22 protein-coding genes and 3 tRNA genes are annotated in these 25,507 nt (G+C 58.4%); 21 read left to right on the forward strand and 4 right to left on the reverse strand.

All coding sequences use genetic code 11. The annotated features are described in order from the left end of the window. The first annotated feature begins 106 nt into the window (after positions 1 to 106). From sucA to C1Y42_RS01760, 18 genes are all read left to right on the forward strand, one after another. A complete protein-coding gene (gene sucA, locus C1Y42_RS01675; protein ID WP_021508537.1) occupies positions 107 to 2,914 on the forward strand; it encodes a 2-oxoglutarate dehydrogenase E1 component in 2,808 nt (935 codons plus the stop codon). A gap of 15 nt (positions 2,915 to 2,929) precedes the next feature. After that, positions 2,930 to 4,144, forward strand: a complete 1,215-nt coding sequence (gene odhB / locus C1Y42_RS01680; protein ID WP_021508536.1) for a 2-oxoglutarate dehydrogenase complex dihydrolipoyllysine-residue succinyltransferase — start codon at positions 2,930 to 2,932, stop codon at positions 4,142 to 4,144. Between the two features lie 70 nt (positions 4,145 to 4,214). Next, the gene (gene sucC / locus C1Y42_RS01685) at positions 4,215 to 5,381 is read left to right on the forward strand and encodes an ADP-forming succinate--CoA ligase subunit beta (RefSeq protein WP_006118458.1); all 1,167 of its coding nucleotides are present in this window, start codon (positions 4,215 to 4,217) and stop codon (positions 5,379 to 5,381) included. Beyond that, on the forward strand, positions 5,381 to 6,256 hold the full coding sequence (gene sucD / locus C1Y42_RS01690; RefSeq protein WP_021508535.1) for a succinate--CoA ligase subunit alpha: 876 nt from the start codon (positions 5,381 to 5,383) through the stop codon (positions 6,254 to 6,256). The genes sucC and sucD overlap by 1 nt, the downstream gene beginning before the upstream one ends. 676 nt (positions 6,257 to 6,932) lie before the next feature. Continuing rightward, complete coding sequence (gene cydA / locus C1Y42_RS01695) at positions 6,933 to 8,504, forward strand: cytochrome ubiquinol oxidase subunit I (protein WP_058757874.1); 1,572 nt, start codon at positions 6,933 to 6,935, stop codon at positions 8,502 to 8,504. A gap of 11 nt (positions 8,505 to 8,515) precedes the next feature. Next, complete coding sequence (gene cydB, locus C1Y42_RS01700; protein WP_021508533.1) at positions 8,516 to 9,655, forward strand: cytochrome d ubiquinol oxidase subunit II; 1,140 nt, start codon at positions 8,516 to 8,518, stop codon at positions 9,653 to 9,655. A gap of 15 nt (positions 9,656 to 9,670) precedes the next feature. Continuing rightward, on the forward strand, positions 9,671 to 9,784 hold the full coding sequence (gene cydX / locus C1Y42_RS01705; protein ID WP_010615998.1) for a cytochrome bd-I oxidase subunit CydX: 114 nt from the start codon (positions 9,671 to 9,673) through the stop codon (positions 9,782 to 9,784). Next, positions 9,784 to 10,077, forward strand: a complete 294-nt coding sequence (ybgE, locus tag C1Y42_RS01710) for a cyd operon protein YbgE (RefSeq protein ID WP_104092699.1) — start codon at positions 9,784 to 9,786, stop codon at positions 10,075 to 10,077. The genes cydX and ybgE overlap by 1 nt, the downstream gene beginning before the upstream one ends. A 177-nt stretch (positions 10,078 to 10,254) precedes the next feature. Beyond that, a complete protein-coding gene (gene ybgC / locus C1Y42_RS01715; RefSeq protein ID WP_370445680.1) occupies positions 10,255 to 10,677 on the forward strand; it encodes a tol-pal system-associated acyl-CoA thioesterase in 423 nt (140 codons plus the stop codon). Further along, entirely contained in the window at positions 10,674 to 11,360 is a 687-nt protein-coding gene (tolQ, locus tag C1Y42_RS01720; RefSeq protein WP_010616001.1) for a Tol-Pal system protein TolQ, read from the forward strand. The genes ybgC and tolQ overlap by 4 nt, the downstream gene beginning before the upstream one ends. A 13-nt stretch (positions 11,361 to 11,373) precedes the next feature. Further along, entirely contained in the window at positions 11,374 to 11,802 is a 429-nt protein-coding gene (gene tolR / locus C1Y42_RS01725; RefSeq protein WP_021508530.1) for a colicin uptake protein TolR, read from the forward strand. A gap of 25 nt (positions 11,803 to 11,827) precedes the next feature. Continuing rightward, a complete protein-coding gene (tolA, locus tag C1Y42_RS01730) occupies positions 11,828 to 13,087 on the forward strand; it encodes a cell envelope integrity protein TolA (RefSeq protein ID WP_021508529.1) in 1,260 nt (419 codons plus the stop codon). A 116-nt stretch (positions 13,088 to 13,203) separates the two neighbouring features. Further along, positions 13,204 to 14,499, forward strand: a complete 1,296-nt coding sequence (gene tolB, locus C1Y42_RS01735) for a Tol-Pal system beta propeller repeat protein TolB (RefSeq protein ID WP_021508528.1) — start codon at positions 13,204 to 13,206, stop codon at positions 14,497 to 14,499. 64 nt (positions 14,500 to 14,563) lie between these two features. Then, on the forward strand, positions 14,564 to 15,082 hold the full coding sequence (pal, locus tag C1Y42_RS01740) for a peptidoglycan-associated lipoprotein Pal (RefSeq protein ID WP_021508527.1): 519 nt from the start codon (positions 14,564 to 14,566) through the stop codon (positions 15,080 to 15,082). Positions 15,083 to 15,091: 9 nt separating this feature from the next. After that, complete coding sequence (gene cpoB, locus C1Y42_RS01745; RefSeq protein WP_058757869.1) at positions 15,092 to 15,883, forward strand: cell division protein CpoB; 792 nt, start codon at positions 15,092 to 15,094, stop codon at positions 15,881 to 15,883. 166 nt (positions 15,884 to 16,049) lie between these two features. Next, positions 16,050 to 16,125, forward strand: a tRNA-Lys gene (locus C1Y42_RS01750). A gap of 50 nt (positions 16,126 to 16,175) precedes the next feature. After that, positions 16,176 to 16,251, forward strand: a tRNA-Lys gene (locus tag C1Y42_RS01755). A 32-nt stretch (positions 16,252 to 16,283) separates the two neighbouring features. Then, a tRNA-Lys gene (locus C1Y42_RS01760) sits at positions 16,284 to 16,359 on the forward strand. A gap of 468 nt (positions 16,360 to 16,827) precedes the next feature. Here C1Y42_RS01760 and C1Y42_RS01765 read toward each other — a convergent pair. Next, positions 16,828 to 18,294: an AlkA N-terminal domain-containing protein gene (locus tag C1Y42_RS01765; protein WP_104092700.1), complete on the reverse strand. Its 1,467-nt coding sequence runs from the start codon at positions 18,292 to 18,294 to the stop codon at positions 16,828 to 16,830. Positions 18,295 to 18,452: 158 nt separating this feature from the next. Here C1Y42_RS01765 and C1Y42_RS01770 point away from each other — a divergent pair, with 158 nt between their 5' ends. The 3 genes from C1Y42_RS01770 to pnuC all read left to right on the forward strand — a co-directional run bounded on the left by C1Y42_RS01770 (position 18,453) and on the right by pnuC (position 20,901). After that, a complete protein-coding gene (locus C1Y42_RS01770) occupies positions 18,453 to 18,968 on the forward strand; it encodes a methylated-DNA--[protein]-cysteine S-methyltransferase (protein ID WP_021508524.1) in 516 nt (171 codons plus the stop codon). Positions 18,969 to 19,094: 126 nt separating this feature from the next. Beyond that, the gene (nadA, locus tag C1Y42_RS01775) at positions 19,095 to 20,156 is read left to right on the forward strand and encodes a quinolinate synthase NadA (protein WP_104092701.1); all 1,062 of its coding nucleotides are present in this window, start codon (positions 19,095 to 19,097) and stop codon (positions 20,154 to 20,156) included. A gap of 25 nt (positions 20,157 to 20,181) precedes the next feature. After that, positions 20,182 to 20,901 (forward strand): nicotinamide riboside transporter PnuC, encoded by a 720-nt coding sequence (gene pnuC / locus C1Y42_RS01780; RefSeq protein WP_058769456.1) that lies wholly within the window; start codon positions 20,182 to 20,184, stop codon positions 20,899 to 20,901. Here the strand turns inward: pnuC and zitB are convergent. Genes zitB through C1Y42_RS01795 form a run of 3 tightly spaced genes read right to left on the reverse strand, consistent with a single transcriptional unit; the run spans position 20,898 to position 25,475 of the window. Further along, complete coding sequence (gene zitB, locus C1Y42_RS01785) at positions 20,898 to 21,854, reverse strand: CDF family zinc transporter ZitB (protein ID WP_058757864.1); 957 nt, start codon at positions 21,852 to 21,854, stop codon at positions 20,898 to 20,900. The genes pnuC and zitB overlap by 4 nt on opposite strands. Then, positions 21,829 to 24,909, reverse strand: a complete 3,081-nt coding sequence (locus C1Y42_RS01790; RefSeq protein WP_233210679.1) for an ATP-binding protein — start codon at positions 24,907 to 24,909, stop codon at positions 21,829 to 21,831. Before C1Y42_RS01790 ends, zitB begins: the two co-directional genes overlap by 26 nt. Continuing rightward, on the reverse strand, positions 24,891 to 25,475 hold the full coding sequence (locus C1Y42_RS01795) for a response regulator transcription factor (RefSeq protein ID WP_021508519.1): 585 nt from the start codon (positions 25,473 to 25,475) through the stop codon (positions 24,891 to 24,893). Before C1Y42_RS01795 ends, C1Y42_RS01790 begins: the two co-directional genes overlap by 19 nt. Positions 25,476 to 25,507 lie beyond the last annotated feature (32 nt).

A 25,507-nucleotide genomic window follows, 5' to 3' on the forward strand; every position in this document is an offset into this window, starting at 1 on the left:
GGCGCCGGTTGCGCACAGGTTCGTATCGCTGAACTCACTACGGCAAGCCGCGTAAGCGGCAACAAATGAAACCTCAAAAAAGCAGATTAATGCTTAAGGGATCACAATGCAGAACAGCGCGATGAAACCCTGGCTGGACTCCTCCTGGCTGGCCGGCGCGAACCAGTCCTACATAGAGCAACTCTATGAGGATTTCCTGACCGATCCTGACTCTGTTGATGAAGTGTGGCGCTCGATGTTCCAGCAGCTGCCGGGCACCGGTGTGAAACCTGAGCAGTTTCACTCCACGACGCGTGAATACTTCCGCCGCCTGGCGAAAGACGCCACCCGCTACACCTCCACAGTCACCGATCCGGCCGCTAATTCCAAACAGGTTAAAGTGCTGCAGCTGATTAATGCGTTCCGCTTCCGCGGCCATCAGCACGCTAACCTCGATCCGCTCGGCCTGTGGAAGCAGGAGCGCGTGGCGGATCTCGATCCGGCCTTCCACGATCTGACCGACGCCGATTTTCAGGAAAGCTTTAACGTAGGCTCTTTCGCCATTGGCAAAGAGACCATGAAGCTGGCCGATCTTTATGCCGCACTGCAGCAGACCTACTGTGGTTCGATTGGTGCAGAGTACATGCACATCAACAACACCGAAGAGAAGCGCTGGATTCAGCAGCGTCTGGAATCGGTGGTGGGCCATGCGTCATTCAGCGCGGACGAGAAAAAAGGTTTCCTGAAAGAGCTGACGGCGGCAGAGGGCCTGGAAAAATACCTCGGCGCGAAATTCCCGGGTGCCAAACGCTTCTCGCTGGAAGGCGGCGATGCGCTGGTACCGATGCTGCGCGAAATGATTCGCCACGCCGGCAAGAGCGGCACGCGTGAAGTGGTGCTGGGCATGGCACACCGCGGTCGTCTCAACGTGCTGATCAACGTGCTGGGTAAAAAACCGCAGGATCTGTTCGACGAGTTCTCCGGCAAGCACAAAGAGCACCTCGGTACCGGTGACGTGAAGTACCACATGGGCTTCTCGTCAGACGTGGAAACCGAAGGCGGCCTGGTGCACCTGGCGCTGGCGTTCAACCCGTCGCATCTGGAAATTGTAAGCCCGGTAGTCATGGGCTCGGTGCGTGCGCGTCTGGATCGTCTGGCGGAGCCGGGCAGCAACAAAGTCCTGCCGATCACCATTCACGGTGATGCCGCGGTTATTGGCCAGGGCGTGGTGCAGGAAACCCTGAACATGTCGCAGGCTCGCGGTTACGAAGTGGGTGGCACCGTACGCATCGTGATTAACAACCAGGTGGGCTTCACCACCTCGAATCCAAAAGATGCGCGTTCTACCCCGTACTGCACCGACATCGGCAAAATGGTGCTGGCACCGATCTTCCACGTCAACGCGGACGATCCGGAGGCGGTGGCGTTTGTTACCCGCCTGGCGCTGGATTATCGCAACACCTTCAAACGCGATGTGTTCATCGACCTGGTGTGCTACCGCCGTCACGGCCATAACGAAGCCGACGAGCCAAGCGCAACCCAGCCGCTGATGTATCAGAAAATCAAAAAGCATCCGACGCCGCGCAAAATCTACGCCGATCAGCTGGAAAGCGAAGGCGTGGCCACGCAGGAAGATGCCACCGAGCTGGTAAACCTGTACCGCGATGCGCTGGATGAAGGCGAGTGCGTGGTGCCGGAATGGCGTCCGATGAGCCTGCACTCGTTCACCTGGTCTCCGTACCTCAACCACGAGTGGGATGAGAGCTACCCGGAAACCGTGGACATGAAACGTCTGCAGGAGCTGGCGCGCCGCATCAGCAGCATTCCGGAAGCGGTGGAAGTGCAGTCGCGCGTTGCCAAGATTTACAACGACCGCAAAGAGATGGCGGAAGGCAACAAGCTGTTCGACTGGGGCGGGGCGGAAAACCTCGCTTACGCCACGCTGGTGGACGAAGGCATTCCGGTGCGCCTGTCGGGTGAAGACTCCGGCCGCGGCACCTTCTTCCACCGTCACGCGGTGATTCACAACCAGCAGAACGGTTCGACTTACACTCCGCTGCACCACATCCATAACGGTCAGGGTCAGTTCAAGGTGTGGGATTCGGTGCTGTCGGAAGAAGCGGTTCTGGCGTTCGAATACGGTTACGCCACCGCCGAGCCGCGCGTGCTGACCATCTGGGAAGCGCAGTTCGGTGACTTCGCCAACGGCGCTCAGGTGGTGATCGATCAGTTCATCAGCTCCGGCGAGCAGAAATGGGGCCGCATGTGTGGTCTGGTGATGCTGCTGCCACACGGCTATGAAGGGCAGGGTCCGGAGCACTCCTCCGCGCGCCTTGAGCGCTATCTGCAGCTGTGTGCTGAGCAGAACATGCAGGTCTGCGTGCCATCAACGCCAGCACAGGTGTACCACATGCTGCGTCGTCAGGCGCTGCGCGGTATGCGCCGTCCGCTGATCGTGATGTCACCGAAGTCGCTGCTGCGTCATCCGCTGGCGGTATCCAGCCTTGATGAGCTGGCCAACGGCAGCTTCCAGCCGGCGATTGGTGAGATCGACGACCTCGATCCGCAGCAGGTGAAACGCGTGGTGCTGTGCTCCGGTAAAGTTTATTACGATCTGCTGGAACAGCGTCGTAAGAACGAGCAGACCGATGTCGCCATCGTGCGTATCGAACAGCTCTATCCGTTCCCGCACAAAGCGGTGCAGGAAGCGCTGAAGAATTACGCCCATGTTCAGGATTTCGTCTGGTGTCAGGAAGAGCCACTGAACCAGGGCGCATGGTATTGCAGTCAGCATCATTTCCGTGAAGTGGTTCCATTTGGTGCGTCACTGCGTTACGCAGGCCGTCCGGCTTCTGCTTCACCGGCCGTGGGCTATATGTCCGTACATCAACAACAGCAGCAAGACCTGGTCAATGACGCGCTGAACCTTGGTTAATTAAAAGGAAAGAAAATGAGTAGCGTAGAAATTCTCGTTCCCGATTTGCCTGAATCCGTAGCGGACGCCACGGTAGCCACCTGGCATAAAAAACCCGGCGACTCTGTGACCCGCGACGAAGTGCTGGTCGAGATCGAAACTGACAAAGTGGTACTGGAAGTGCCTGCCGCCGCTGACGGTGTGCTGGAAGCGGTGCTGGAAGACGAAGGCGCCACCGTAACATCGCGCCAGATCCTGGGCCGTCTGAAGGAAGGCAACAGCGGCGGGAAAGAGACCACGGCGAAAGTGGAAAGCAAGGAGTCTACGCCTGCACAGCGTCAGACTGCATCTCTGGAAGAAGAGAGCAATGACGCGCTCAGCCCGGCCGTGCGCCGCCTGATTGCGGAAAACAACCTCGACGCCAGCCAGATTAAAGGCACCGGTGTTGGCGGCCGTCTGACGCGCGAAGATGTGGAAAAACATCTGGCGAAGAAAGCCGACGGCGCGAAAGCGGCACCGGCAGCCGATGCGGCTCCGCAGGCCGTTGCCAACCGCAGCGAGAAGCGCGTGCCAATGACCCGTCTGCGCAAGCGCGTGGCCGAGCGTCTGCTGGAAGCGAAAAACAGCACCGCAATGCTGACCACCTTCAACGAAGTCAACATGAAGCCGATCATGGATCTGCGCAAGCAGTACGGCGATGCCTTCGAGAAGCGTCACGGCGTGCGTCTGGGCTTTATGTCCTTCTACATCAAAGCGGTGGTCGAAGCGCTGAAACGCTTCCCGGAAGTTAACGCGTCGATCGATGGCGATGATGTGGTGTACCACAACTATTTCGATGTCAGCATCGCGGTCTCGACGCCGCGTGGTCTGGTGACGCCAGTGCTGAAAGATGTTGATGCGCTGAGCATGGCCGACATCGAGAAGAAAATTAAAGAGCTGGCGGTGAAAGGCCGTGACGGCAAGCTGACGGTGGAAGAACTGACCGGCGGTAACTTCACCATCACCAACGGTGGTGTGTTCGGTTCGCTGATGTCTACGCCGATCATCAACCCGCCGCAGAGCGCGATCCTGGGGATGCACGCCATCAAAGATCGCCCAATGGCGGTGAATGGTCAGGTGGTGGTGCTGCCAATGATGTATCTGGCGCTCTCCTACGATCACCGTCTGATCGATGGTCGTGAATCTGTCGGCTATCTGGTCGCGGTGAAAGAGCTGCTGGAAGATCCGGCGCGTCTGCTGCTGGATGTCTGATTTTCGCCGGGCGCGCTGGCACGAGGCGCGCCCAAATTAACCCTGTTTAGATCTGAATGGATAGAACATCATGAACTTACACGAATACCAGGCGAAGCAGCTGTTTGCACGGTATGGTATGCCAGCACCGACTGGCTACGCCTGCACCACGCCACGTGAAGCCGAAGAAGCCGCCTCGAAAATTGGCGCGGGTCCGTGGGTGGTGAAATGTCAGGTTCATGCCGGTGGCCGCGGTAAAGCGGGCGGTGTGAAGGTGGTTAACAGTAAAGAAGACATTCGTGCTTTCGCTGAAAACTGGCTGGGCAAACGTCTGGTGACCTACCAGACTGACGCCAATGGCCAGCCGGTAAACCAGATCCTGGTTGAAGCGGCGACCGACATCGATCAGGAGCTGTATCTGGGTGCGGTGGTTGACCGTGCTACCCGTCGCGTGATCTTCATGGCGTCAACCGAAGGCGGCGTGGAAATCGAGAAAGTGGCGGAAGAAACCCCGCACCTGATCCATAAAATGGCGCTGGATCCGCTGACCGGCCCGCAGCCATACCAGGGCCGCGAGCTGGCATTCAAACTGGGCCTGACCGGCAAGCAGGTCAGCCAGTTCACCAAAATCTTCATGGGTCTGGCGACCATGTTCCTGGAGCGCGACCTGGCGATGGTTGAGATCAACCCGCTGGTGATCACCAAACAGGGCGACCTGATCTGTCTGGATGGCAAACTGGGTGCCGATGGCAATGCCCTGTTCCGTCAGCCAGAGCTGCGTGAAATGCGCGACCCAAGCCAGGAAGACCCACGTGAAGCCCACGCGACGCAGTGGGAACTGAACTACGTCGCGCTGGAAGGCAACATTGGCTGTATGGTCAACGGCGCTGGTCTGGCGATGGGCACCATGGACATCGTGAAACACCACGGTGGTCAGCCTGCAAACTTCCTTGATGTTGGCGGCGGCGCAACCAAAGAGCGCGTTACCGAAGCCTTCAAAATCATCCTGTCTGACGATGCTGTGAAAGCGGTATTCGTTAACATCTTCGGCGGCATCGTGCGCTGCGACCTGATCGCAGACGGCATCATCGGTGCTGTGGCTGAAGTGGGTGTCAACGTACCGGTCGTGGTACGTCTGGAAGGTAACAACGCCGAGCTGGGCGCGAAGAAACTGGCGGACAGCGGTCTTAACATCATTGCAGCAACCAGCCTGACAGACGCAGCACAGCGTGTTGTCGCTGCTGCGGAGGGTAAATAATGTCCATTCTGATCGACAAAAACACCAAAGTCATTTGCCAGGGTTTCACCGGTGGCCAGGGAACGTTCCACTCTGAGCAGGCGCTGGCCTATGGTACGCAGCTGGTTGGCGGTGTGACGCCAGGTAAAGGCGGCACCACCCATCTCGGTCTGCCGGTGTTTAACACCGTGCGCGAAGCAGTAGAAGCCACGGGCGCCACCGCTACCGTGATCTACGTGCCGGCACCGTTCTGCAAAGACGGTATCCTGGAAGCGATCGACGCGGGCATCAAACTGATCATCACCATCACCGAAGGTATCCCGACGCTGGATATGCTGACGGTGAAAGTGAAGCTGGACGAAGCAGGCGTGCGCATGATCGGCCCGAACTGCCCGGGTGTGATCACCCCAGGCGAATGTAAGATCGGTATCATGCCGGGCCACATTCACCAGCCAGGCCGCGTGGGTATCGTGTCACGTTCCGGTACGCTGACCTATGAAGCGGTTAAGCAGACCACCGACATCGGCTACGGCCAGTCCACCTGTGTGGGCATCGGCGGTGACCCGATCCCAGGCTCCAACTTCATCGACATCCTGAAAATGTTCCAGGACGATCCGCAGACCGAAGCGATCGTGATGATCGGTGAGATCGGCGGCAGCGCTGAAGAAGAGGCCGCGGCATTCATCAAAGAGCACGTGACCAAGCCTGTCGTCGGCTATATCGCCGGCGTAACGGCGCCGAAAGGCAAGCGTATGGGTCACGCCGGCGCCATCATTGCCGGTGGTAAAGGCACCGCCGATGAGAAATTTGCTGCGCTGGAAGCGGCCGGTGTGAAAACCGTTCGCAGCCTGGCCGACATCGGCGACGCGGTGAAAGCGGTACTGCCAGCGAAATAACATTTTGCTGCTGAAAGAACAAAGCCACCTGCGGGTGGCTTTTTTTATGGCTGTCATGCACGGCCATTAGCCGTCCTCACACATTTGCAGTAAAAACGTAACGGCAACATTTTCTGCGGCTATGCTTACTTTGTCGTTGAGTAAAGAAGGGCAAAGAGGCGTGCTTTTTCCCGTCAGCGTCCAGGCATCTGGCTGGCACAGAGGTTAAATAATTACGGGAAAGGTAATTGTTTTCTTAATTGCGCTATCGATTTATGACAACTAATTAACAACAACTCTAACACTACATATCTGGAAAATTATTGTCTTAATCCAGATCAATAAAAGGCGATATATAGCAAACTTTACCGCTGGCTAAAAGCAACCCAACCGGTATAAATTGCGCTGCATCAATTCAGTCTTTTTCATCATTTTTCAGGAGTTTGTGCCAGGCGTTGTCATATCAATTCTGTCGCCTCCTCATCTTACTCCTGCTCGAAACAGGCTGAAGCGATCGGTTTTTCGGGGAATTTTCACCACTGTTACTCGCTCACTTCGGGCCGCAGTACGCATTGTGCTGTCGGTAACAAAACTGGAATCAATAATCAGTCGTTCCTGACCTTATTCTGCATCGCACTGCCCGCTGTTTGTGGTTGTTATTCGCAGGATGAGTTCATGCGAGGAGCAAGGAGTCATCATGTTAGATATTGTCGAGCTGTCGCGTTTACAGTTTGCCCTGACGGCGATGTACCATTTCCTGTTCGTGCCCTTAACGCTCGGTATGGCGTTTTTACTGGCGATCATGGAAACGGTCTATGTCCTGTCGGGAAAACAGATTTATAAAGATATGACCAAATTCTGGGGCAAGTTGTTTGGTATCAACTTTGCGCTGGGTGTGGCCACCGGCCTGACCATGGAATTTCAGTTCGGTACCAACTGGTCTTATTACTCCCACTACGTCGGCGATATCTTCGGTGCGCCGCTGGCCATCGAAGGCCTGATGGCGTTCTTCCTTGAATCCACCTTTGTCGGCCTGTTCTTCTTCGGCTGGGATCGCCTCGGTAAAGTGCAGCACCTGGCGGTGACCTGGCTGGTGGCGCTCGGCTCGAATATGTCCGCGCTGTGGATCCTGGTGGCGAACGGCTGGATGCAGAACCCGATCGCCTCCGAATTCAATTTCGAAACCATGCGTATGGAGATGGTGAGCTTCTCCGAGCTGGTGCTGAACCCGGTGGCGCAGGTGAAATTTGTGCATACCGTGGCCGCGGGTTACACCACCGGTGCGATGTTCATTCTGGGCATCAGCGCCTGGTATCTGCTGAAAGGGCGCGACATCGCGTTTGCTAAACGCTCCTTTGCGATCGCTGCCAGCTTCGGTATGGCTGCCGTGCTATCGGTCATCGTGCTGGGTGACGAATCCGGCTATGAAATGGGCGACGTGCAGAAAACCAAGCTGGCCGCTATCGAAGCCGAATGGGAAACCCAGCCGGCGCCAGCGGCCTTTACGCTGTTTGGCGTGCCGGATCAGGCGACGCAAGAGAACAAGTACGCCATCCAGATCCCGTATCTGCTCGGCCTGATCGCCACCCGTTCTGTCGATACGCCGGTCACCGGCCTGAAAGATCTGCTGGCGCAGCATGAAGTGCGCATCCGTAACGGTATGAAAGCCTATGCGCTGCTAAACGAGCTGCGTGCCGGCAGTAAAGATCCGGCGGTGCGCAGTGAGTTTGAGACGCATAAACAGGATCTCGGCTACGGTCTGCTGCTCAAGCGTTATACCCCGGACGTGGCGAACGCTACGGAAGCGCAAATCCAGCAGGCAACGCAGGATTCCATTCCGCGCGTGGCACCGCTCTATTTTGCCTTCCGCATCATGGTGCTGTGTGGCGTGCTACTGCTGGGCATCATTGCGCTGTCGTTCTGGAGCGTGATTCGTAACCGCATCGGTAAGAATCGCTGGCTGCTGAAAGCGGCGCTGTACGGTATTCCACTGCCGTGGATTGCCGTCGAAGCTGGCTGGTTTGTCGCTGAATATGGCCGCCAGCCGTGGGCGATTGGTGAGGTGCTGCCAACCGCCGTGGCCAACTCGTCGCTGACCGTCGGCGATCTGCTGTTCTCGATGATCCTGATCTGCGGCCTGTATACCGTGTTCCTGGTGGCGGAAATGTATCTGATGTTCAAATTTGCCCGCCTTGGTCCAAGCAGCCTGAAAACCGGCCGCTATCACCATGAAACAGTGCAGGCTGTGACTCAACCGGCGCGCGGATAAGGAGAGCGACCATGTTTGACTATGAAGTGTTGCGTTTTGTCTGGTGGCTGCTGATTGGCATTCTGCTGATCGGTTTTGCCGTCACCGACGGCTTCGATATGGGCGTGGGAATGCTGACCCGCATCCTCGGTCGCACCGATACCGAGCGTCGCATCATGATTAACAGCATCGCGCCGCACTGGGACGGTAACCAGGTCTGGCTGATCACTGCCGGCGGGGCGCTGTTCGCCGCCTGGCCAATGGTTTATGCCGCCGCGTTCTCCGGTTTCTACGTGGCGATGATTCTGGTGCTGGCCTCGCTGTTCTTCCGTCCGGTCGGCTTTGATTACCGGTCGAAGATTGAAGATATGCGCTGGCGCGGTGCCTGGGACTGGGGCATCTTCATTGGCAGCTTTGTGCCGCCGCTGGTGATTGGCGTGGCGTTCGGTAACCTGCTGCAGGGTGTGCCGTTCCATGCTGATGAGTACCTGCGCCTGTTCTACACCGGTAATTTCTTCCAGCTGCTTAATCCGTTTGGCCTGCTGGCTGGCGTGATCAGCGTCGCGATGATTTTGGCCCAGGGCGCGACTTACCTGCAGATGCGCACCAGCGGCGAACTACACCTGCGTTCCCGCACCGCGGCGCAAATCAGCGCGCTGGTGATGCTGGTGGGCTTTGTACTGGCCGGCGTGTGGGTGAAGTACGGCATTGATGGCTATGTGCTGAAAAGCGCAATCGATCATCACGCGGCGTCTAACCCGCTGGGTAAAGACGTGGTGCGTGAAGCTGGTGCCTGGCTGGTCAATTTTGAACAGATGCCGGTGCTGTGGTTGTTCCCGCTGCTCGGCGCGCTGCTGCCGCTGCTGACGATCCTGTGTTCGCGCATGGAGAAGGGCGCATGGGCGTTTATCTTCTCTTCGCTGACGCTGGCGTGCGTCATTATGACGGCGGGCATTGCGCTGTTCCCGTTCATCATGCCATCCAGCACCGTGCCGGGCACCAGCCTGACCATGTGGGACGCGACCTCCAGCCTGCTGACGCTGCAGATCATGACCGTGGCTGCCATCATCTTTGTGCCGATCATACTGGCTTACACCAGCTGGTGTTACTACAAGATGTATGGCCGCATCACCAAAGAACACATTGAGCGCAATACGCACTCCCTGTACTGATTGAGGAGATTAAGCATGTGGTATTTTGCCTGGATTCTTGGCACCTTGCTGGCCTGTGCGTTTGGCGTGGTCACGGCACTGGCGATCGAGCATGTGGAAGAGGGCGGTGCGCAGGACGACAAGCTCTGATGCGCAGCCTGATACAGACGCTGTATCGTCTGATGGATAAGGGCCCGCTGCGGGCCCTTTCACTGATTCTGGCGCTGTGGCTGGCCGGATGCGTCATCTGGCAGCCGGCGCGCTTTGCCGCACGCTCCAGTGAGCTCGCTATCTGGCACGGATTATTGTTAATCTGGGCGGTGTGCAGCGGCGTGATTCACGGCACGGGTTTCCGGCCACAGCGTGCCCGCTGGCAGGCGCTGTTTGCCCCGCTGCCGGCGCTGATCGTGCTGGCGCTGGGAATTTACTGGTTCTACCATTAAGTTCTGTCTCAGCCCGCGAGGGCTGTTTTTCCGCTGCTGACGTGAGTTTTTGTCAGCGGTTGGTCAGGAAATCTCCCGAAAATCCTTCCAGTTGTTAACGTCTGATAATTATTTTCTCCTGGCTCTGGCGGACCATTCCCAAGCCGATCTCACTTGCGTATAGTAGCAACGTTTAAAATGAGACCGGGATGTAGAGTGAGTACAACGCTGTTTCGCTGGCCGGTTCGGGTCTATTACGAAGACACTGACGCCGGTGGTGTGGTTTACCACGCCAGCTATCTTGCTTTTTATGAACGAGCACGTACCGAGATGTTGCGCCAGCACCATTTCAATCAACAGGCCCTGTTGGAAGAGCAGGTGGCTTTTGTGGTACGGCGCATGACGGTGGACTTTATTGCCGCGGCACGTCTCGACGACCTTCTGGAGATCCAGAGCGAAGTGACAGCAATGACGCGCGCAACCATGACGTTCTCGCAGCGTATCGTGAATGCTCAAGGCAAAGTGCTCAATGAAGCAGACGTCCTGATTGCCTGCATCAACCCACATCTAATGAAGCCGATTGCGCTTCCCAAGTCTATTGTCGCGGAGTTCAAGCAGTGACTGACATGAACGTTCTTGATTTGTTCCTGAAGGCAAGCCTTCTGGTCAAACTTATCATGTTGATTTTGATCGGCTTTTCTATTGCCTCCTGGGCAATCATCATTCAGCGCACCCGCATTCTTAACGCGGCGGGGCGTGAGGCCGAGGCGTTCGAGGACAAGTTCTGGTCCGGTATCGAGCTGTCGCGTCTCTATCAGGAGAGCCAGGCGCGCCGTGACGAGCTGAGCGGGTCCGAACAGATTTTCTACTCTGGCTTCAAAGAGTTTGCCCGCCTGCACCGCGCCAACAGCCATGCGCCGGAAGCGGTGGTCGAAGGGGCCGGTCGCGCCATGCGCATCTCGATGAACCGTGAACTGGAAGCGCTGGAAAATCATATCCCATTCCTTGGCACCGTCGGTTCCATCAGCCCGTATATCGGTCTGTTTGGTACGGTGTGGGGGATCATGCATGCCTTTATCGCACTGGGTGCGGTGAAACAGGCCACACTGCAAATGGTTGCGCCCGGTATCGCCGAAGCGCTGATCGCCACCGCAATCGGTCTGTTCGCGGCTATTCCTGCCGTTATGGCGTATAACCGTCTGAACCAGCGCGTGAACAAGCTGGAGCAGGGCTACGACAACTTTATGGAAGAGTTCACCGCCATCCTGCATCGTCAGGCTTTCTCTACCGACAACAGCAAGTAAGTCGAGGTTAACGATGGCCAGAACCCGTGGTCGCGGGCGTCGCGATCTTAAGTCGGAAATCAACATTGTTCCGCTGCTGGACGTGCTGCTGGTGTTGCTGCTCATCTTTATGGCAACCGCGCCGATTATTACGCAGAGCGTGGAAGTGGACCTGCCGGACGCAACCGATTCGAAAACCGTTTCCAGCGACGATAATCCGCCGGTGATCGTGGAAGTGGCCGGGGTAGGGCAGTACAGCCTGGTGGTGGATCACGATCGTATGACGCAGCTGCCGCCGGAGCAGGTGGTGAGCGAAGCGCAGCGCCGTATTGAAGCCAATCCGAAGACGGTCTTCCTGATTGGTGGGGCGAAAGATGTGCCTTACGACGAAATCATCAAGGCGCTGAACCTGTTGCATCAGGCTGGCGTGAAATCCGTCGGTTTGATGACGCAGCCGATTTAACGCGAACCGTTTTTGGGAACCGAGAGTGTCGAAGGCAACCGAGCAGAACGAGAAGTTAAAACGCGCGATAATCATTTCGGTGATTCTGCACATCGTGCTGATCGCCCTGCTGATTTGGAGCTCGTTTAACGAACATATCGAAGCCAGCGGCGGCGGTGGCGGCAGTGATATCGACGCGGTGATGGTCGATCCTGGCGCGGTGGTTGAGCAGTATAACCGTCAGCAGAATCAGCAGAGTGACAGTCAGCGCGCCGAGCAGCAGCGCCAGAAGCAGGCACAGCAGCAGGCGGAAGAGTTGCAGCAGAAGCAGGCCGCTGAACAGCAGCGGCTGAAAGAGCTGGAAAAAGAGCGTCTGCAGGCGCAGCAGGAAGCCAAAGAGCAGGCGAAGCAGCAGGCTGAGCAGCAGAAGGCGGCTGAAGCAGCAGCGAAGCAGGCGCAGGAGCAGCAGAAAGCCGCAGAAGCGGCCGCAGCGAAAGCCAAAGCCGATGCCAAAGCGCAGGCCGATGCTCAGGCGAAGGCCGCAGCGGACGCGAAAGCCAAAGCGGAAGAGCAGGCGAAGCAGGCCGCAGCCGACGCGAAGAAGAAAGCGGAAGAGCAGGCCAAAGCGGCAGCGGCTGAAGCGGCGAAAGAGAAAGCCGCACAGCAGGCGAAAGCCGCAGCTGAAGCGAAAGCCAAAGCGGAGGCAGAAGCCAAAGCTCAGGCCGCGGCAGATGCGAAAGCCAAAGCTGCACAGGAAGCCAAAGAGAAAGCTGCGGAAGCCGCGAAAGAGAAAGCGGCCGCCGAAGCCAAAGCGAAAGCTGAGGCAGCAGCCAAAGCCAAAGCGGATGCGGCGGCGAAAGCTAAAGCTGCGGCTGATGCGAAGAAGAAAGCGGCTGCCGAAGCGGCGAAGAACGAGAGCGATGTGGATGATCTGTTAGGCGGTCTCTCTTCCGGTAAGAATGCGCCGAAAAGCGGTGCCGCTTCCGGTGGTGGCGCGGCGGCAGGTCAGGGCAATCAGAAGAAGGCCGGTGCCTCAGGTGCTGAGGTGAATGCGTATCTGGGTCAGATCACCAGTGCGATTCAGAGCCGTTTCTATGATGCCGATCTGTATCGCGGTAAAAGCTGCGATCTGCGGATTAAACTGGCACCGGATGGTTTGCTGATTGACGTGAAAGCTGAAGGCGGCGATCCGGCGCTGTGTCAGGCGGCGATTACCGCAGCGAAGCAGGCACGCATTCCGAAGCCGCCTTCGCAGGCAGTATATGAAGTGTTTAAGAACGCACCGATGCGTTTCAAACCAGAATAATGCAGTAACGTACGGCAGGTTGAACTAAGGTTAGCTTGCCGTACTCTATGAGTACTCGTGTTTTTTCAGGAACTGTGCGAATTATCATGAACTCAGGTTCAGATAAGGGAGATAAGATGAAGCAGGCACTTCGTGTAACCTTAGGTTTTTTTGTACTGCTGTGGGCAGCGATGCTGCACGCGGAAGTACGCATTGAAATTACGCAGGGCGTGAATACCGCGCGCCCAATTGGTGTGGTGCCGTTCCAGTGGGCCGGTCCGGGCGCTGCACCCGAAGATATTGGTGGCATCGTCGCAGCAGACTTACGTAACAGCGGTAAATTCAATCCGCTGGATCGCTCTCGTCTGCCACAGCAGCCGACCAGCGCACAGGAAGTTCAGCCTGCCGCGTGGAGCGCACTGGGTATTGATGCCGTGGTCGTCGGGCAGGTTACGCCGAACGCCGATGGCAGCTACCAGGTGGCTTATCAGCTGGTGGATACCGGTGGCGCACCGGGCACCGTGCTGGCGCAGAACTCCTATAAAGTCACCAAACAGTGGCTGCGCTATGCTGCGCATACCGCCAGCGATGAAGTGTTTGAGAAGCTGACCGGTATCAAAGGCGCGTTCCGTACCCGTATCGCCTATGTGGTGCAGACCAACGGTGGTCAGTTCCCGTACGAGCTGCGCGTGTCTGACTACGATGGTTACAACCAGTTTGTGGTACACCGTTCGCCGCAGCCGCTGATGTCACCGGCCTGGTCGCCAGACGGCAGCAAAGTGGCTTACGTGACCTTTGAAAGCGGTAAATCGGCGCTGGTGGTGCAGACGCTGGCCAACGGCGCTATCCGTCAGGTAGCTTCTTATCCGCGTCACAACGGTGCACCGGCCTTCTCGCCGGACGGATCTAAGCTGGCCTTCGCCCTGTCGAAAACCGGTAGCCTGAACCTGTACGTGATGGATCTGGCCTCCGGTCAGACGCGTCAGGTGACCGATGGCCGCTACAACAGCACCGAACCTACCTGGTTCCCGGACAGCCAGACGCTGGCTTACACTTCGGATCAGGCCGGTGCGCCACAGATTTACAAAGTTAACGTTAACGGCGGAACGCCACAGCGCATTACCTGGGAAGGTGCTCAGAACCAGGATGCGGATGTGTCATCTGACGGTAAAACGATGGTGATGATTAGCAGCGCGGGTGGCGCGCAGCACGTCGCCAAACAGGATCTGGAAACGGGAGCCGTTCAGACAATAACGGACACGTTCCTGGATGAGACGCCAAGTCTGGCTCCTAACGGCACGATGGTAATCTATAGCTCTACTCAGGGGATGGGTTCCGTGTTGCAGTTGGTTTCAACCGATGGGCGTTTCAAAGCGCGTCTTCCGGCAACTGATGGACAGGTCAAATTCCCTGCCTGGTCGCCGTATCTGTGATGCATCGCTCCCTCGCCTGGCGGGGGAGTAAAATGTATGGCAAACAAAATAATAGGATAAAGAAATGCAACTGAACAAAGTGCTGAAGGGTTTGATGCTGGCTCTGCCGGTTATCGCGGTAGCTGCATGTAGCTCTCACAAAAACAACAACAACGATCAGACCGGTATGGGTGCTGACGGTGCATACGGCGCTGGCGCTGGCCAGAACGGCAACATGTCTTCTGACGAGCAGGCGCGTCTGCAGATGCAGCAGCTGCAGCAGAACAACATCGTTTACTTCGGTCTGGACAAGTATGACGTGCAGTCTGAATACGCTCAGATGCTGGATCAGCACGCTGCTTTCCTGCGCAGCAACCCATCTTACAAAGTGACCATCGAAGGTCACGCGGATGAGCGCGGCACCCCAGAGTACAACATCGCCCTGGGCGAGCGTCGTGCTAACGCCGTTAAAATGTACCTGCAGGGTAAAGGCGTGTCTGCTGACCAGATGTCTATCGTATCTTACGGTAAAGAGAAACCTGCTGTACTGGGCCACGACGAAGCGGCTTACGCTAAAAACCGTCGTGCCGTACTGGTTTACTAAGAGAATCACATGATTAGTAACTTCAGACTTCATCTGTTGAGTCTGTCGTTACTGGTTGGCGTAGCGGCCCCCTGGGCCGCTAATGCCCAGGCGTCAATCAGTAGCGTTGGCTCAGGCTCGGTCGAAGACCGTGTCACCACTCTTGAACGTATCTCCAATGCCCAGGCTCAGCTTCTGCAGCAGTTGCAGCAGCAGATGAGTGATAACCAAAGCGATATCGATTCGCTGCGCGGGCAGATCCAGCAGAACAGTTATCAGCTTAATCAGGTGATTGAGCGGCAGAAGCAGCTTTATCAGCAGATCGACAGTCTGAGCAGCAGTAATGGTGCGCAGGCCAGCGGTGGTGCCGATGCAGCAGCCGGTGCCGCAGCGGGAAACGCTGATGCGGGGAGCAGCAATACGGCTGCCGCTGCACCCGCACAAACCGGCGATGCCAACACCGATTACAATGCTGCCGTCGCGCTGATTCTTGAGAAGAAGCAGTACGACCAGGCGATTACTGCGCTGCAGGCGTGGGTGAAGAAGTATCCTGACTCCACCTATCAGCCGAATGCCAATTACTGGCTGGGTCAGTTGTTTTACAACAAAGGCAAAAAGGACGATGCGGCCTACTATTTTGCCACTGTAGTTAAAAACTACCCGAAATCGCCAAAAGCGGCGGAAGCGCTGTTTAAGGTTGGGGTGATCATGCAGGAGAAGAACGATACAGCGAAAGCGAAAGCGGTCTACCAGCAGGTGATCAAACAGTTCCCTAACTCTGAGTCCGCTAAGCAGGCACAAAAACGGCTCGCTGCCATGTAATTGCTGCAGTTAAGACCGGATTTCGTCTGATTTCTGGTCTTGCCGCATGAAAGGTAAGCAGTTGAGACATTTAGCGGAAAATAAGGGTTGCGCCCTCCCGCTAAATCAGTAATATATGCCGCCGTTGCCGGGACATATCTTAACAAGTATCGGCAGCACTGAAGATGGGTCGTTAGCTCAGTTGGTAGAGCAGTTGACTTTTAATCAATTGGTCGCAGGTTCGAATCCTGCACGACCCACCATCTCAACCATTCAGTTTTGATGTCACTTCAGTTTGCTTCACAACCTTGATGGGTCGTTAGCTCAGTTGGTAGAGCAGTTGACTTTTAATCAATTGGTCGCAGGTTCGAATCCTGCACGACCCACCATCAAGTCGAAAGTTGTAAGCCACTTCCCGAGCGGGTCGTTAGCTCAGTTGGTAGAGCAGTTGACTTTTAATCAATTGGTCGCAGGTTCGAATCCTGCACGACCCACCAGTTATGTAGAAAGGCGCCCTAAAGGCGCCTTTTTGCTTTTTTACGTTTTTTAAAGTGTTAGATGGGTTGCTTTGAGATTGTGCACCGGCCAGATAAGGCGGGGCGGATCGCAAAGGAACCTCACATCCCTGTGGATCGGCCTCGCCATCCATGGCTCGGACGCTTCGCTCCTCCGCACCCGCCTTTTCTGGCTGTCAGGCATTTCAGCTGCTTTAGTTTTGCAGCGCTTTCAGCAAGGCGCAGAGAGTTAATATGAAGCCGAAGGGTACGGAGCGGTGGAGTAAAGCTTCCGGCGCATGGACAAAAATGCCGGGAGCATTTTTGAACAACGCGTAGCGTTGGCCCACAAAGTGGGCGAGCCTCAGGGATGAGGCGAGTAAACCGCCGGCAGAGCCTACAGGGACGTATTTACGGCGACTTTACGGAACCGCCCGGTACTTTCGGCTGGCTGCAAGGTTTCAAGCTGATCTACTTTTTTACCTTATCCGGCGTCAGGCTCTTCCAGATATGCAGCACCGCGTAACTGCGCCACGGGCGCCACACCTGTGACATCTGCTCTGCGACCTTTGCGCTCACGCCGCCGAGATTATTGCGGATCGCAATGTCCTCTTTCGGGAAGGCATCCGGCCAGCGCAGGGCGCGCATGGCGATATAACTCGCTGTCCACGGCCCGACACCCTTCAGCGCCAGCAACTGCTGCTGCACCACGTCCGGATTAACCGCGCCATTGAAGCGCAGCGCTCCTGAGGCGCAGGCCCCGGCCAGTGCCTGGATCGCCTGCGCGCGGGCGCTCACAATGCCGAGGCTGGCGATATCATCCAGAGTTGCAGTAGCCAGTGATTCGGCCTCTGGCGGTAAGCGGGAGAGCGCAGGCCACGGCGTGGTGAGGGGCGCGCCAAAACGCTCCGCCACGCGACTGCTCAGCGTGGTCGCGGCTTTCACCGTCACCTGCTGGCCGAGGATGGCGCGGACCGCCAGCTCGAAGCCGTCAAAGGCACCAGGAACGCGCAAACCTGGATAGCGTGCCAGACTCGCAGCTAATAGCGGATCCTGGCTGAGCTGCTCGCTGATGCGCTGTGGCTGGGCATCCAGATCAAACAGATCGCGCAAGCGGCGCAGCAGGGCAGGCAGCACCGGCGTCAGCGTGGTAGTAAATTGCACCTTCAGCGCCTGCTTTTCCGGCAAATGGCTAATGCGCACCCAGCCACGACACTGACCGAGCGCCACAGTACGATGATAAACGCCCTCGCTGACCCACTCGACTTGCTTCATCACGCGCTGTTGCAGGAAATCGAGGATGGCGTCCCAGTCATAAGGAGGCCGGTAGCTGAGGCGCAGTTCGGCGCTCTCCTGCTCACCATTCAGGGCTTCCGTCTGAATCTGCTTACGCAGACGCGAAGGCGTCATGCGATAGCGAGCCTGGAACACGTCGTTAAAACGGCGCAGACTGCGAAAACCGCTGGCATAGGCAATCTCGGTCACCGGCAATGCGGTTTCAGTCAGTAGCTGCTTCGCCAGCAGCATACGCCGGGTTTGCCGCAGTTCAAGTGGCGACACGCCCAGCTCCTGCTGAATCACCCGCCTTAGCTGGCGTTCACTCAGGTCAAACTCGCTGGCGATCTCAGCCAGCGTCTCCTGTTCTTCCAGTAAGCCTTCTTCGATACGGCGTATCAGCCGGTCGGCGATGCGATGATGACTATCGACTGGCGCCGAACCAGGTGCCAGCTCGGGACGACAGCGCAGGCAGGGGCGAAAGTGCGCCTTTTCAGCCGCTTCGGCACTGGTGAAAAACAGGCAGTTCTTCTGCATCGGCGCTTTCACCGGACAGATCGGACGGCAGTAAATACCGGTGGAGGTCACGCCGACAAAAAACACCCCGTCGAAACGGCTGTCGCGCGCCGTCAGCGCCTGATAGGCAATTTCAGGATCAAACATCATCGTCTCCGGCAAATAAACACCATCGTCGCGCAGGTGCAGATGGAAAACTGGCTGCTTTCGGACAGCTAACCAGTTTATGCTCATGGCCGAAAACAGCCAGTTTCGCCGCGCAAAAGTGCGATAATCATCCGCATAGCCCACGTCGGAGGTGCAACATGTATCACGCTAAAATCATTACCACGCCCGTCGGAGAACTGACGCTCATTGCCACGGATCGCGGTCTGTCAGCCATTTTATGGGAAAACGAAGGCGCGCAGCGTGTGCCGCTGAAACCGATCGCGCGTAACGACCAGCATCCGATTCTCTGTGAGGCTGAGCGCCAGCTGCGCCAGTACTTTGCCGGCGAGCGTCAGCAGTTTGACATGCCGTACGACACCGTTGGCACTGCGTTTCAGAAAAAGGTCTGGCAGGCGCTGCTCACCATTCCGTTTGGTGAAACCCGTAGCTATCTGCAAATCGCGGAGCAGATCGGCAACCCGAAAGCGGTACGTGCCGTCGGGGCTGCCAACGGTAAAAATCCGTTGTCGATCATGGCGCCCTGTCATCGGGTTATCGGCAGCAACGGTAAGCTCACCGGCTTCGCTGGCGGCCTGGCGGTAAAAGCGTTTCTGCTTGAGCTGGAAAGCCCACAACAGGCGCAGGCCGGCGCGCAGCTGGTACTTCCCGCATAAAAATCACACGACAGGCTCGGCGTAATCCGCTATTGTGTTTAGCATATAAAACATGATGGCGGATTTAATGCCGCATCATCGTCCTGATGGGCGATTTTGTTAAATCGATAAAACGAGAGCCGTGTCATGAGTGCAATGTTTGATGCCGAAAGCGCCATTTATCCCTTCCCGCCGAAACCGGCGCGCCTCAGCCCGCAGGAAAAAGCCGGTTACATCGAAGAAATTAAACGTCTGCTCAAAGCACGCGATGCGGTGATGGTGGCGCATTACTACACCGATCCGGCAATTCAGGCGCTGGCCGAAGAGACTGGCGGCTGCGTGGCGGATTCCCTTGAGATGGCGCGCTTTGGCAGCCAGCATCCGGCGCAAACGCTGCTGGTGGCCGGCGTGCGTTTCATGGGCGAAACCGCCAAAATCCTTAGCCCGGAAAAAACCGTGCTGATGCCCACGCTGCAGGCGGAGTGCTCGCTTGACCTCGGTTGCCCGATTGACGAATTTAACCGCTTCTGCGATGCGCATCCGGATCGGACTGTAGTGGTGTATGCCAACACGTCGGCGGCGGTAAAAGCACGCGCCGATTGGGTGGTGACGTCCAGCATTGCGGTTGAGCTGATTGAATATCTCGACAGTCGCGGTGAAAAAATCATCTGGGCACCGGACCGCCACCTAGGCCGCTATGTCACGCAGCAAACCGGCGCTGATGTGCTGTGCTGGCAGGGCGCCTGCATCGTGCATGATGAGTTCAAAACCCAGGCACTGCAGCGCATGAAAGCGCTCTATCCTGACGCGGCGGTGCTGGTGCACCCGGAGTCACCGCAGGCGATTGTCGAACTGGCCGATGCGGTCGGTTCCACCAGCCAGTTGATTCAGGCCGCCAAAACGCTGCCGCATCCGCAGATGATTGTGGCGACCGATCGCGGCATCTTCTACAAAATGCAGCAGGCGGTACCGGATAAAGAGTTACTGGAAGCGCCAACCGCAGGCGAAGGGGCGACCTGCCGCAGCTGCGCGCACTGCCCGTGGATGGCGATGAATGGCCTGCAGGCTATCGCTGAAGGGCTGGCGCACGGCGGCGCACAGCATGAAATTCACGTCGATGCGGCACTGCGCAAGGCAGCGTTGCTGCCGCTCAACCGCATGCTAGACTTTGCAGCACAACTCAAACTTACGCTGAAAGGGAACGCCTGAGGCGGTTTTCATACAGGTGCAGATGATGGACTTCTTTAGCACACACAATATTCTGGTTCATATTCCGATTGGCGTCGGCGGCTACGATCTGTCATGGATTGAGGCGATCGGTACGCTGGCCGGCCTGCTGTGTATCTGGCTTGCCAGCCAGGAAAAAATTATCAACTACCTGTTTGGTCTGATTAACGTCACGCTGTTTGCGGTGATTTTCTTTCAGATTCAGCTGTATGCCAGCCTGCTGCTGCAGCTGTTCTTCTTTGTTGCCAACGTGTACGGCTGGTACGCGTGGAGCCGGCAGACCAGCAGCCATGAAGCGGCGCTGAAAATCCGCTGGCTGCCGCTGCCGAAAGCCATCGGCTGGGGCGCCGCCTGCGTGATCGCCATTGCGCTGATGACGCGCTATATCGACCCGGTATTCGCTTTCCTCACGCGCACCGCGGTGGGCCTGATGCAGTCGCTCGGCCTTAACGTGGCGATGCCGCAGCTGCAGCCAGATGCCTTCCCGTTCTGGGATTCCTGCATGATGGTGCTGTCGATTGTGGCGATGATCCTGATGACACGCAAATACGTCGAGAACTGGCTGCTGTGGGTGGTGATCAACGTTATCAGCGTGATGATCTTCGCGCGTCAGGGCGTGTATGCCATGGCGCTGGAGTACGCCATTCTGACGCTGATCGCGCTGAACGGCACGCGCCTGTGGATGCAGAGCGCACGGGAACAGGGTTCGCGCGCGCTGTCCCATTAGTGGTGGTGATGCGCGTGGCCTTCCAGCGCTGCGTGCTCGTGCTGCGTGCCGCTCTCCTCGCATAACTCGCAGTCCGGGCCGACGCAGGGCTGATACTCCATCTGCACCGTGGCATGGGCAATCTGATAATGCTGGTGCAGATACTGATGAATGCGTCGCAGCAGGCCGTCGTGATCGTACGGCGGAATCACCTGCACGTGCAGCGTCAGTACCGGCTTTTCGCCCACCTGCCACACATGCACATGATGCACATTACGCACTTCATCAATGTGACGTGTCAGCGCCCGCGCTAGCTTATCCACGTCGATATGCGTCGGTGCGCCTTCCAGCAGCTCGTGCAGGCTCTCGCGCAGCAGCGCCCAGCCGCTGCGCACCACCAGCAACGCCACCAGCAGCGACAGAATCGGATCGATCGGCGTCCAGCCGGTCAGCATGATGATCACCGCCGCCACGATTGCGCCCACCGAACCCAGCAGATCGCCCAGCACGTGCAGCGCGGCAGCACGCACGTTGAGATTCTTCTCTTCGCTGCCGCGGTGCAGCAGCCAGAATGACAGCAGATTCGCCAGCAGGCCGGCAATGGCGATGCCGAGCATCAGCCCGCCTTCAATCGGCTCGGGCTGGTAAAAACGGCGCAGTGCTTCCCAGACGATCAGGACGGTAATCACCAGCAGCGCGATGGCGTTAACGAACGCTGCCAGCGTGGTAAGACGCAGCAAGCCAAAAGTGTGACGCGCATTCGGTTTGCGCCGGGCGAACTGCACGGCCAGCAGCGCCATTAGCAGCGCGGCGGCGTCGGTGAGCATATGTCCGGCATCGGCCAGCAGCGCCAGCGAGCCGGATACCAGCCCGCCGATGACCTCGGCAACCATAAACAGCGCGGTGACGCCAAACGCGGCGGCGAGACGCGCGCGGTTGCCGCCGTGCTCACTGTGAGAATGAGTGTGTGCCATAACGTTCCAGTTGGTTAAGTAGCCTGTTCGTTAATGATATCAGTAAATTGAGATTATCACGGTCAGGCTGATGCTGTTTTGCCGCGTCGGCCAGCTGCTGGCAGCGGGCGGCCACGTCGTCAATGCCGAGCATCAGCCAGCTGCCTTTCAGGCGGTGCGCCGCGCGCGCCAGCTGGGGCCAGTCTGCAGCCGCGCTCGCCTGCAGCAGCGCATCACGATCCTGCTGCAGCGTACGCTGCAGGGTGTGGCAAATACGCGGAATGAAAGCCGGATTGTGCTGCGCCAGAATCTGCAGGCTGTCCGGCAGCACCTGCAGCGGATCGCGCACTGCCTGCGCCAGCAGCGGTGCAATATCCCGCAGAGTTACCGGCTTGACCAGCTGCGCTTCGTGCGCCTGCAGCGGCAGTTTCAGCAGCTGTACGTCGGCGGAGCACAGTATGCGCAGCGCAGGCTGCACGCGCTGGCGCTGACGGCGGCGCAGGATGCGCAGCAGCGTCAGGCCATCCGGGCGTGGCATCATCTGGTCGATAAACAGCACATCAAACGGCTGCTGCGCATCGGCCCGCAGCAGTTCGCGGCCATCCTCAAACACCGCCGCAGTAATGCCAAAGCTTGCCAGCTGCTGCTGCATCACCAGCAGATTGGTCGGGTGATCGTCGACAATCGCCACGCGCAGCTGCGGATAGTGCGGCCAGTGCGTGGCGTCATCCGCCGCCGATGCCGCACAGGGTTCCAGCGGCAGGCGCACGCTCACCGTGGTGCCCTGCTGCGGCGCGGACTCCAGCGACAGCGTGCCGCCCATGCGCTGTACAATCTCGCGACAGATAAACAGCCCGAGGCCGCTGCCCTGCACCGCATGGCGCTTGCCCGACGGCGCCTGATACCACGGTTCAAACAGCTGCGCCTGCTCGCTGAGCGGAATGCCGCTGCCGCTGTCGCTCACCGTCAGCGCGATATCCCCGGTGACCGCCAGCGTCAGGCGGATTTCGCCGTGGCGGGTAAATTTCAGCGCATTGGCCACCAGATTGTTCACCACCTGCTGCAGGCGATCGCTGTCGAGCATCACGCTGGCCGGCAGCGGGGTCAGCGCCGCTACGTGCAGCTGTGGCCCGCCATCGCGCATCAGCGGGTGGTAAAACTGCTGTTGCTGCTGTAGCCACAACCTGAGATCGAGCGGGCGCGGCGTCAGGCGGAAGCTGTGATTCTCGATACGCGCATGATCCTGCAGGTCGTTCAGCAGCGTCATCAGCGACCGGGCGCTGCTGTGCATCAGATCGAGCCGCGCGCTCGGATGCTGCTGCTGCTCCAGCTCCAGCAGACCGAGAATCGCCTGCATCGGCGTGCGCAGCTCGTGGCTGGCGGTGGCGAGAAACTGACTTTTAGCGGCATTGGCGCGTTCTGCCTGCTCGCGCTGTAACCGCTCACGCCGCTGCTGCAGATAACGGCGCAGCAGCAATACCAGCAACAGCAGGATGATCACGGCGGCCGCAATCAAAATCAGCAGCGGCACATTGCGCATCGTCATGGTGGTGCCGGGCTGCGGCGGCTGCGACCAGCTGACGCGCATCTGGTTCAGCGTATCTGCCGGAATCTGCTGCAGCGCATGGTCGAGCAGGGCGCTCAGCTGTGGCTGCTGTGCGCTCACCTGCGGCGCCAGCGGCCAGGCGATATCGCTGGCCACAAACGCGAGATGCACGCGGTTGCCCTCATGGCTGGCCATGCGCCAGCGCGCCGACAGCACGTTATCCACCACTGCATCAATCTGGCCAGTGTTGAGGGCCTGCCACAGCTGGGCGCGATCGTCGAACAGCTGAGGCGCGATTTCAGCCGGAAGCAGACGCTGCGCCAGATCGCCACGCAGCACGCCGACGCGCTGAGCGTGCAGCGCGGACCAGCCCATCGGCTGCCTGTCGGACAGCGTGTAAATGCCCCAGATGGCGCGCCACACTGGCAGCGCGGTGCGGTTAGCATCGTCCCCGTACAGCGGCTGTAACAGGTTGAGCATCACCTGCTGCTGCTGCAACAGACTGGCGGCCTGCTGCGGATTATTGACCCAGCGCGGCGTGAAACGCAGGCCGGTACTCTGGCTCAGGGCGTTAAGCAGGTCAATACCGAAGCCGCGCGCGTTGCCGCTGGCATCGCGATAGCTCCACGGCGCGTTATCGCTCTCGGCGGCATAAGGGATGGCATCCTGCTGCGCCAGCCACTGTTTCTCTTCGCCCGTCAGCATCAGGGTTTGCGTATCCTGATAGCGCAGCAGCGGTGGACTCCAGCGCTGCTGCACGCGATTGCTGAACTCCGCTGGCAGCAAACGCAGCTGGCGGTTGAGCCAGGCAATCAGCGCCGGATCGCGTGTCTGCGCGCGCAGCGACAGCTCGCCGGCACCGGGATCGGCGGTGATTTGATAAATCTGTCCCTGCTGCAGCTGGCTGAGCAGGAAACCGGCGCTGGCTTCATCGGCCACCAGATAGTCACTCTGCTGGTTCAGCAGCGCATACAGCGCCTGTAAATTGCCGGGCAGCGTCTGCCAGCGGTGGCGATGTGCAAAGGTTTGCGGCAGCTGCGCCAGCGTGTCGGCGGCGATGGTCAGCTGGGCGTTGTCACTGTTGAACATCACCGCGCGCTGGTTGTCGCGATTGCGGTAGATGCGCATCGGGCTGGTGAACCAGCTCTCGCTGGTCAGTACGTCGGCGGGCAGATCGCGCTGGCGGGTGCTCAGCACCATATCCACGTCGCCACGCTGTAGCGCCGCCAGCTGGGCGGCAAAGTCAGGATAGCCGTGCAGGCTGAATGTGCTGCCGCTCAGCTGGCTGAGGGCGCTGAGATAATCGGCATCAATGCCCCAGATGCGATCGCCAATGCGCATCGCCCAGGGCGCGCTGTTTTGCGCCGGCACCGCCACGCGCAGCACCGGTCCCGGCCACGGCTCGGCGTGCGGCGCGGGCATCATGGCGGGCAGCATCACGCTGCTGGCGGGCTGCAATCCGGCGCGCGCCAGCAGACTGAAAAACAGCGCGAACAGCAACAGCCAGCGTTTCACTGCTGCGCTTTCCACAGTTCTGCCAGCTCGACCACCGACTGCACGCCGGTCTTCTCGAGGATATTTTTCTTGTGGGTGCTGACGGTTTTATTGCTGATGTGCAGCTGTTCGCCAATCTGAATATTCGACAGCCCACGCACCAGCAGCGCCACAATCTGCTGCTCTTTCTCGGTGAGCGGCAGCGCAATGCGCTCCGGCAGCGGTGGAAACGCCTGCTGGCCGCCCAGCACCGCCAGAATCGCGCTCAGCAACTGCGCCATGCTTTGACTCTTCACCACATAGCCGGCCGCCCCGAGCGAGGCGGCGCTGAGCAGCGTGTGGCGGCTCTGCTGGGCCGAGTAAATCAGCACCGGACACTGCGGATGGCGCGCGCGCAGACGGCGCAGCAGCTCCAGACCATCGCTATCCGGCAGGCCGATATCCAGCACAATCAGGTCAATATGATGCTGTTGCAGCAGCTGGCGCGCCTGGGCTTCGTCACCGGCGGCGTACAGCTGTAATGGAATAGGGGCGTTGAGGCAGGCCGCTTCCAGCGCGACTTCAACTAAAGGGTGATCATCGATAAGCAGCAGCGCGGCCATGAAACAGTTCCTGTGGATTTCATAGCGTTAGC

Source organism: Pantoea sp. ICBG 985 (genome assembly GCF_002928365.1).
In the GTDB taxonomy this organism is placed as follows: Bacteria; Pseudomonadota; Gammaproteobacteria; order Enterobacterales; family Enterobacteriaceae; genus Pantoea; species Pantoea dispersa.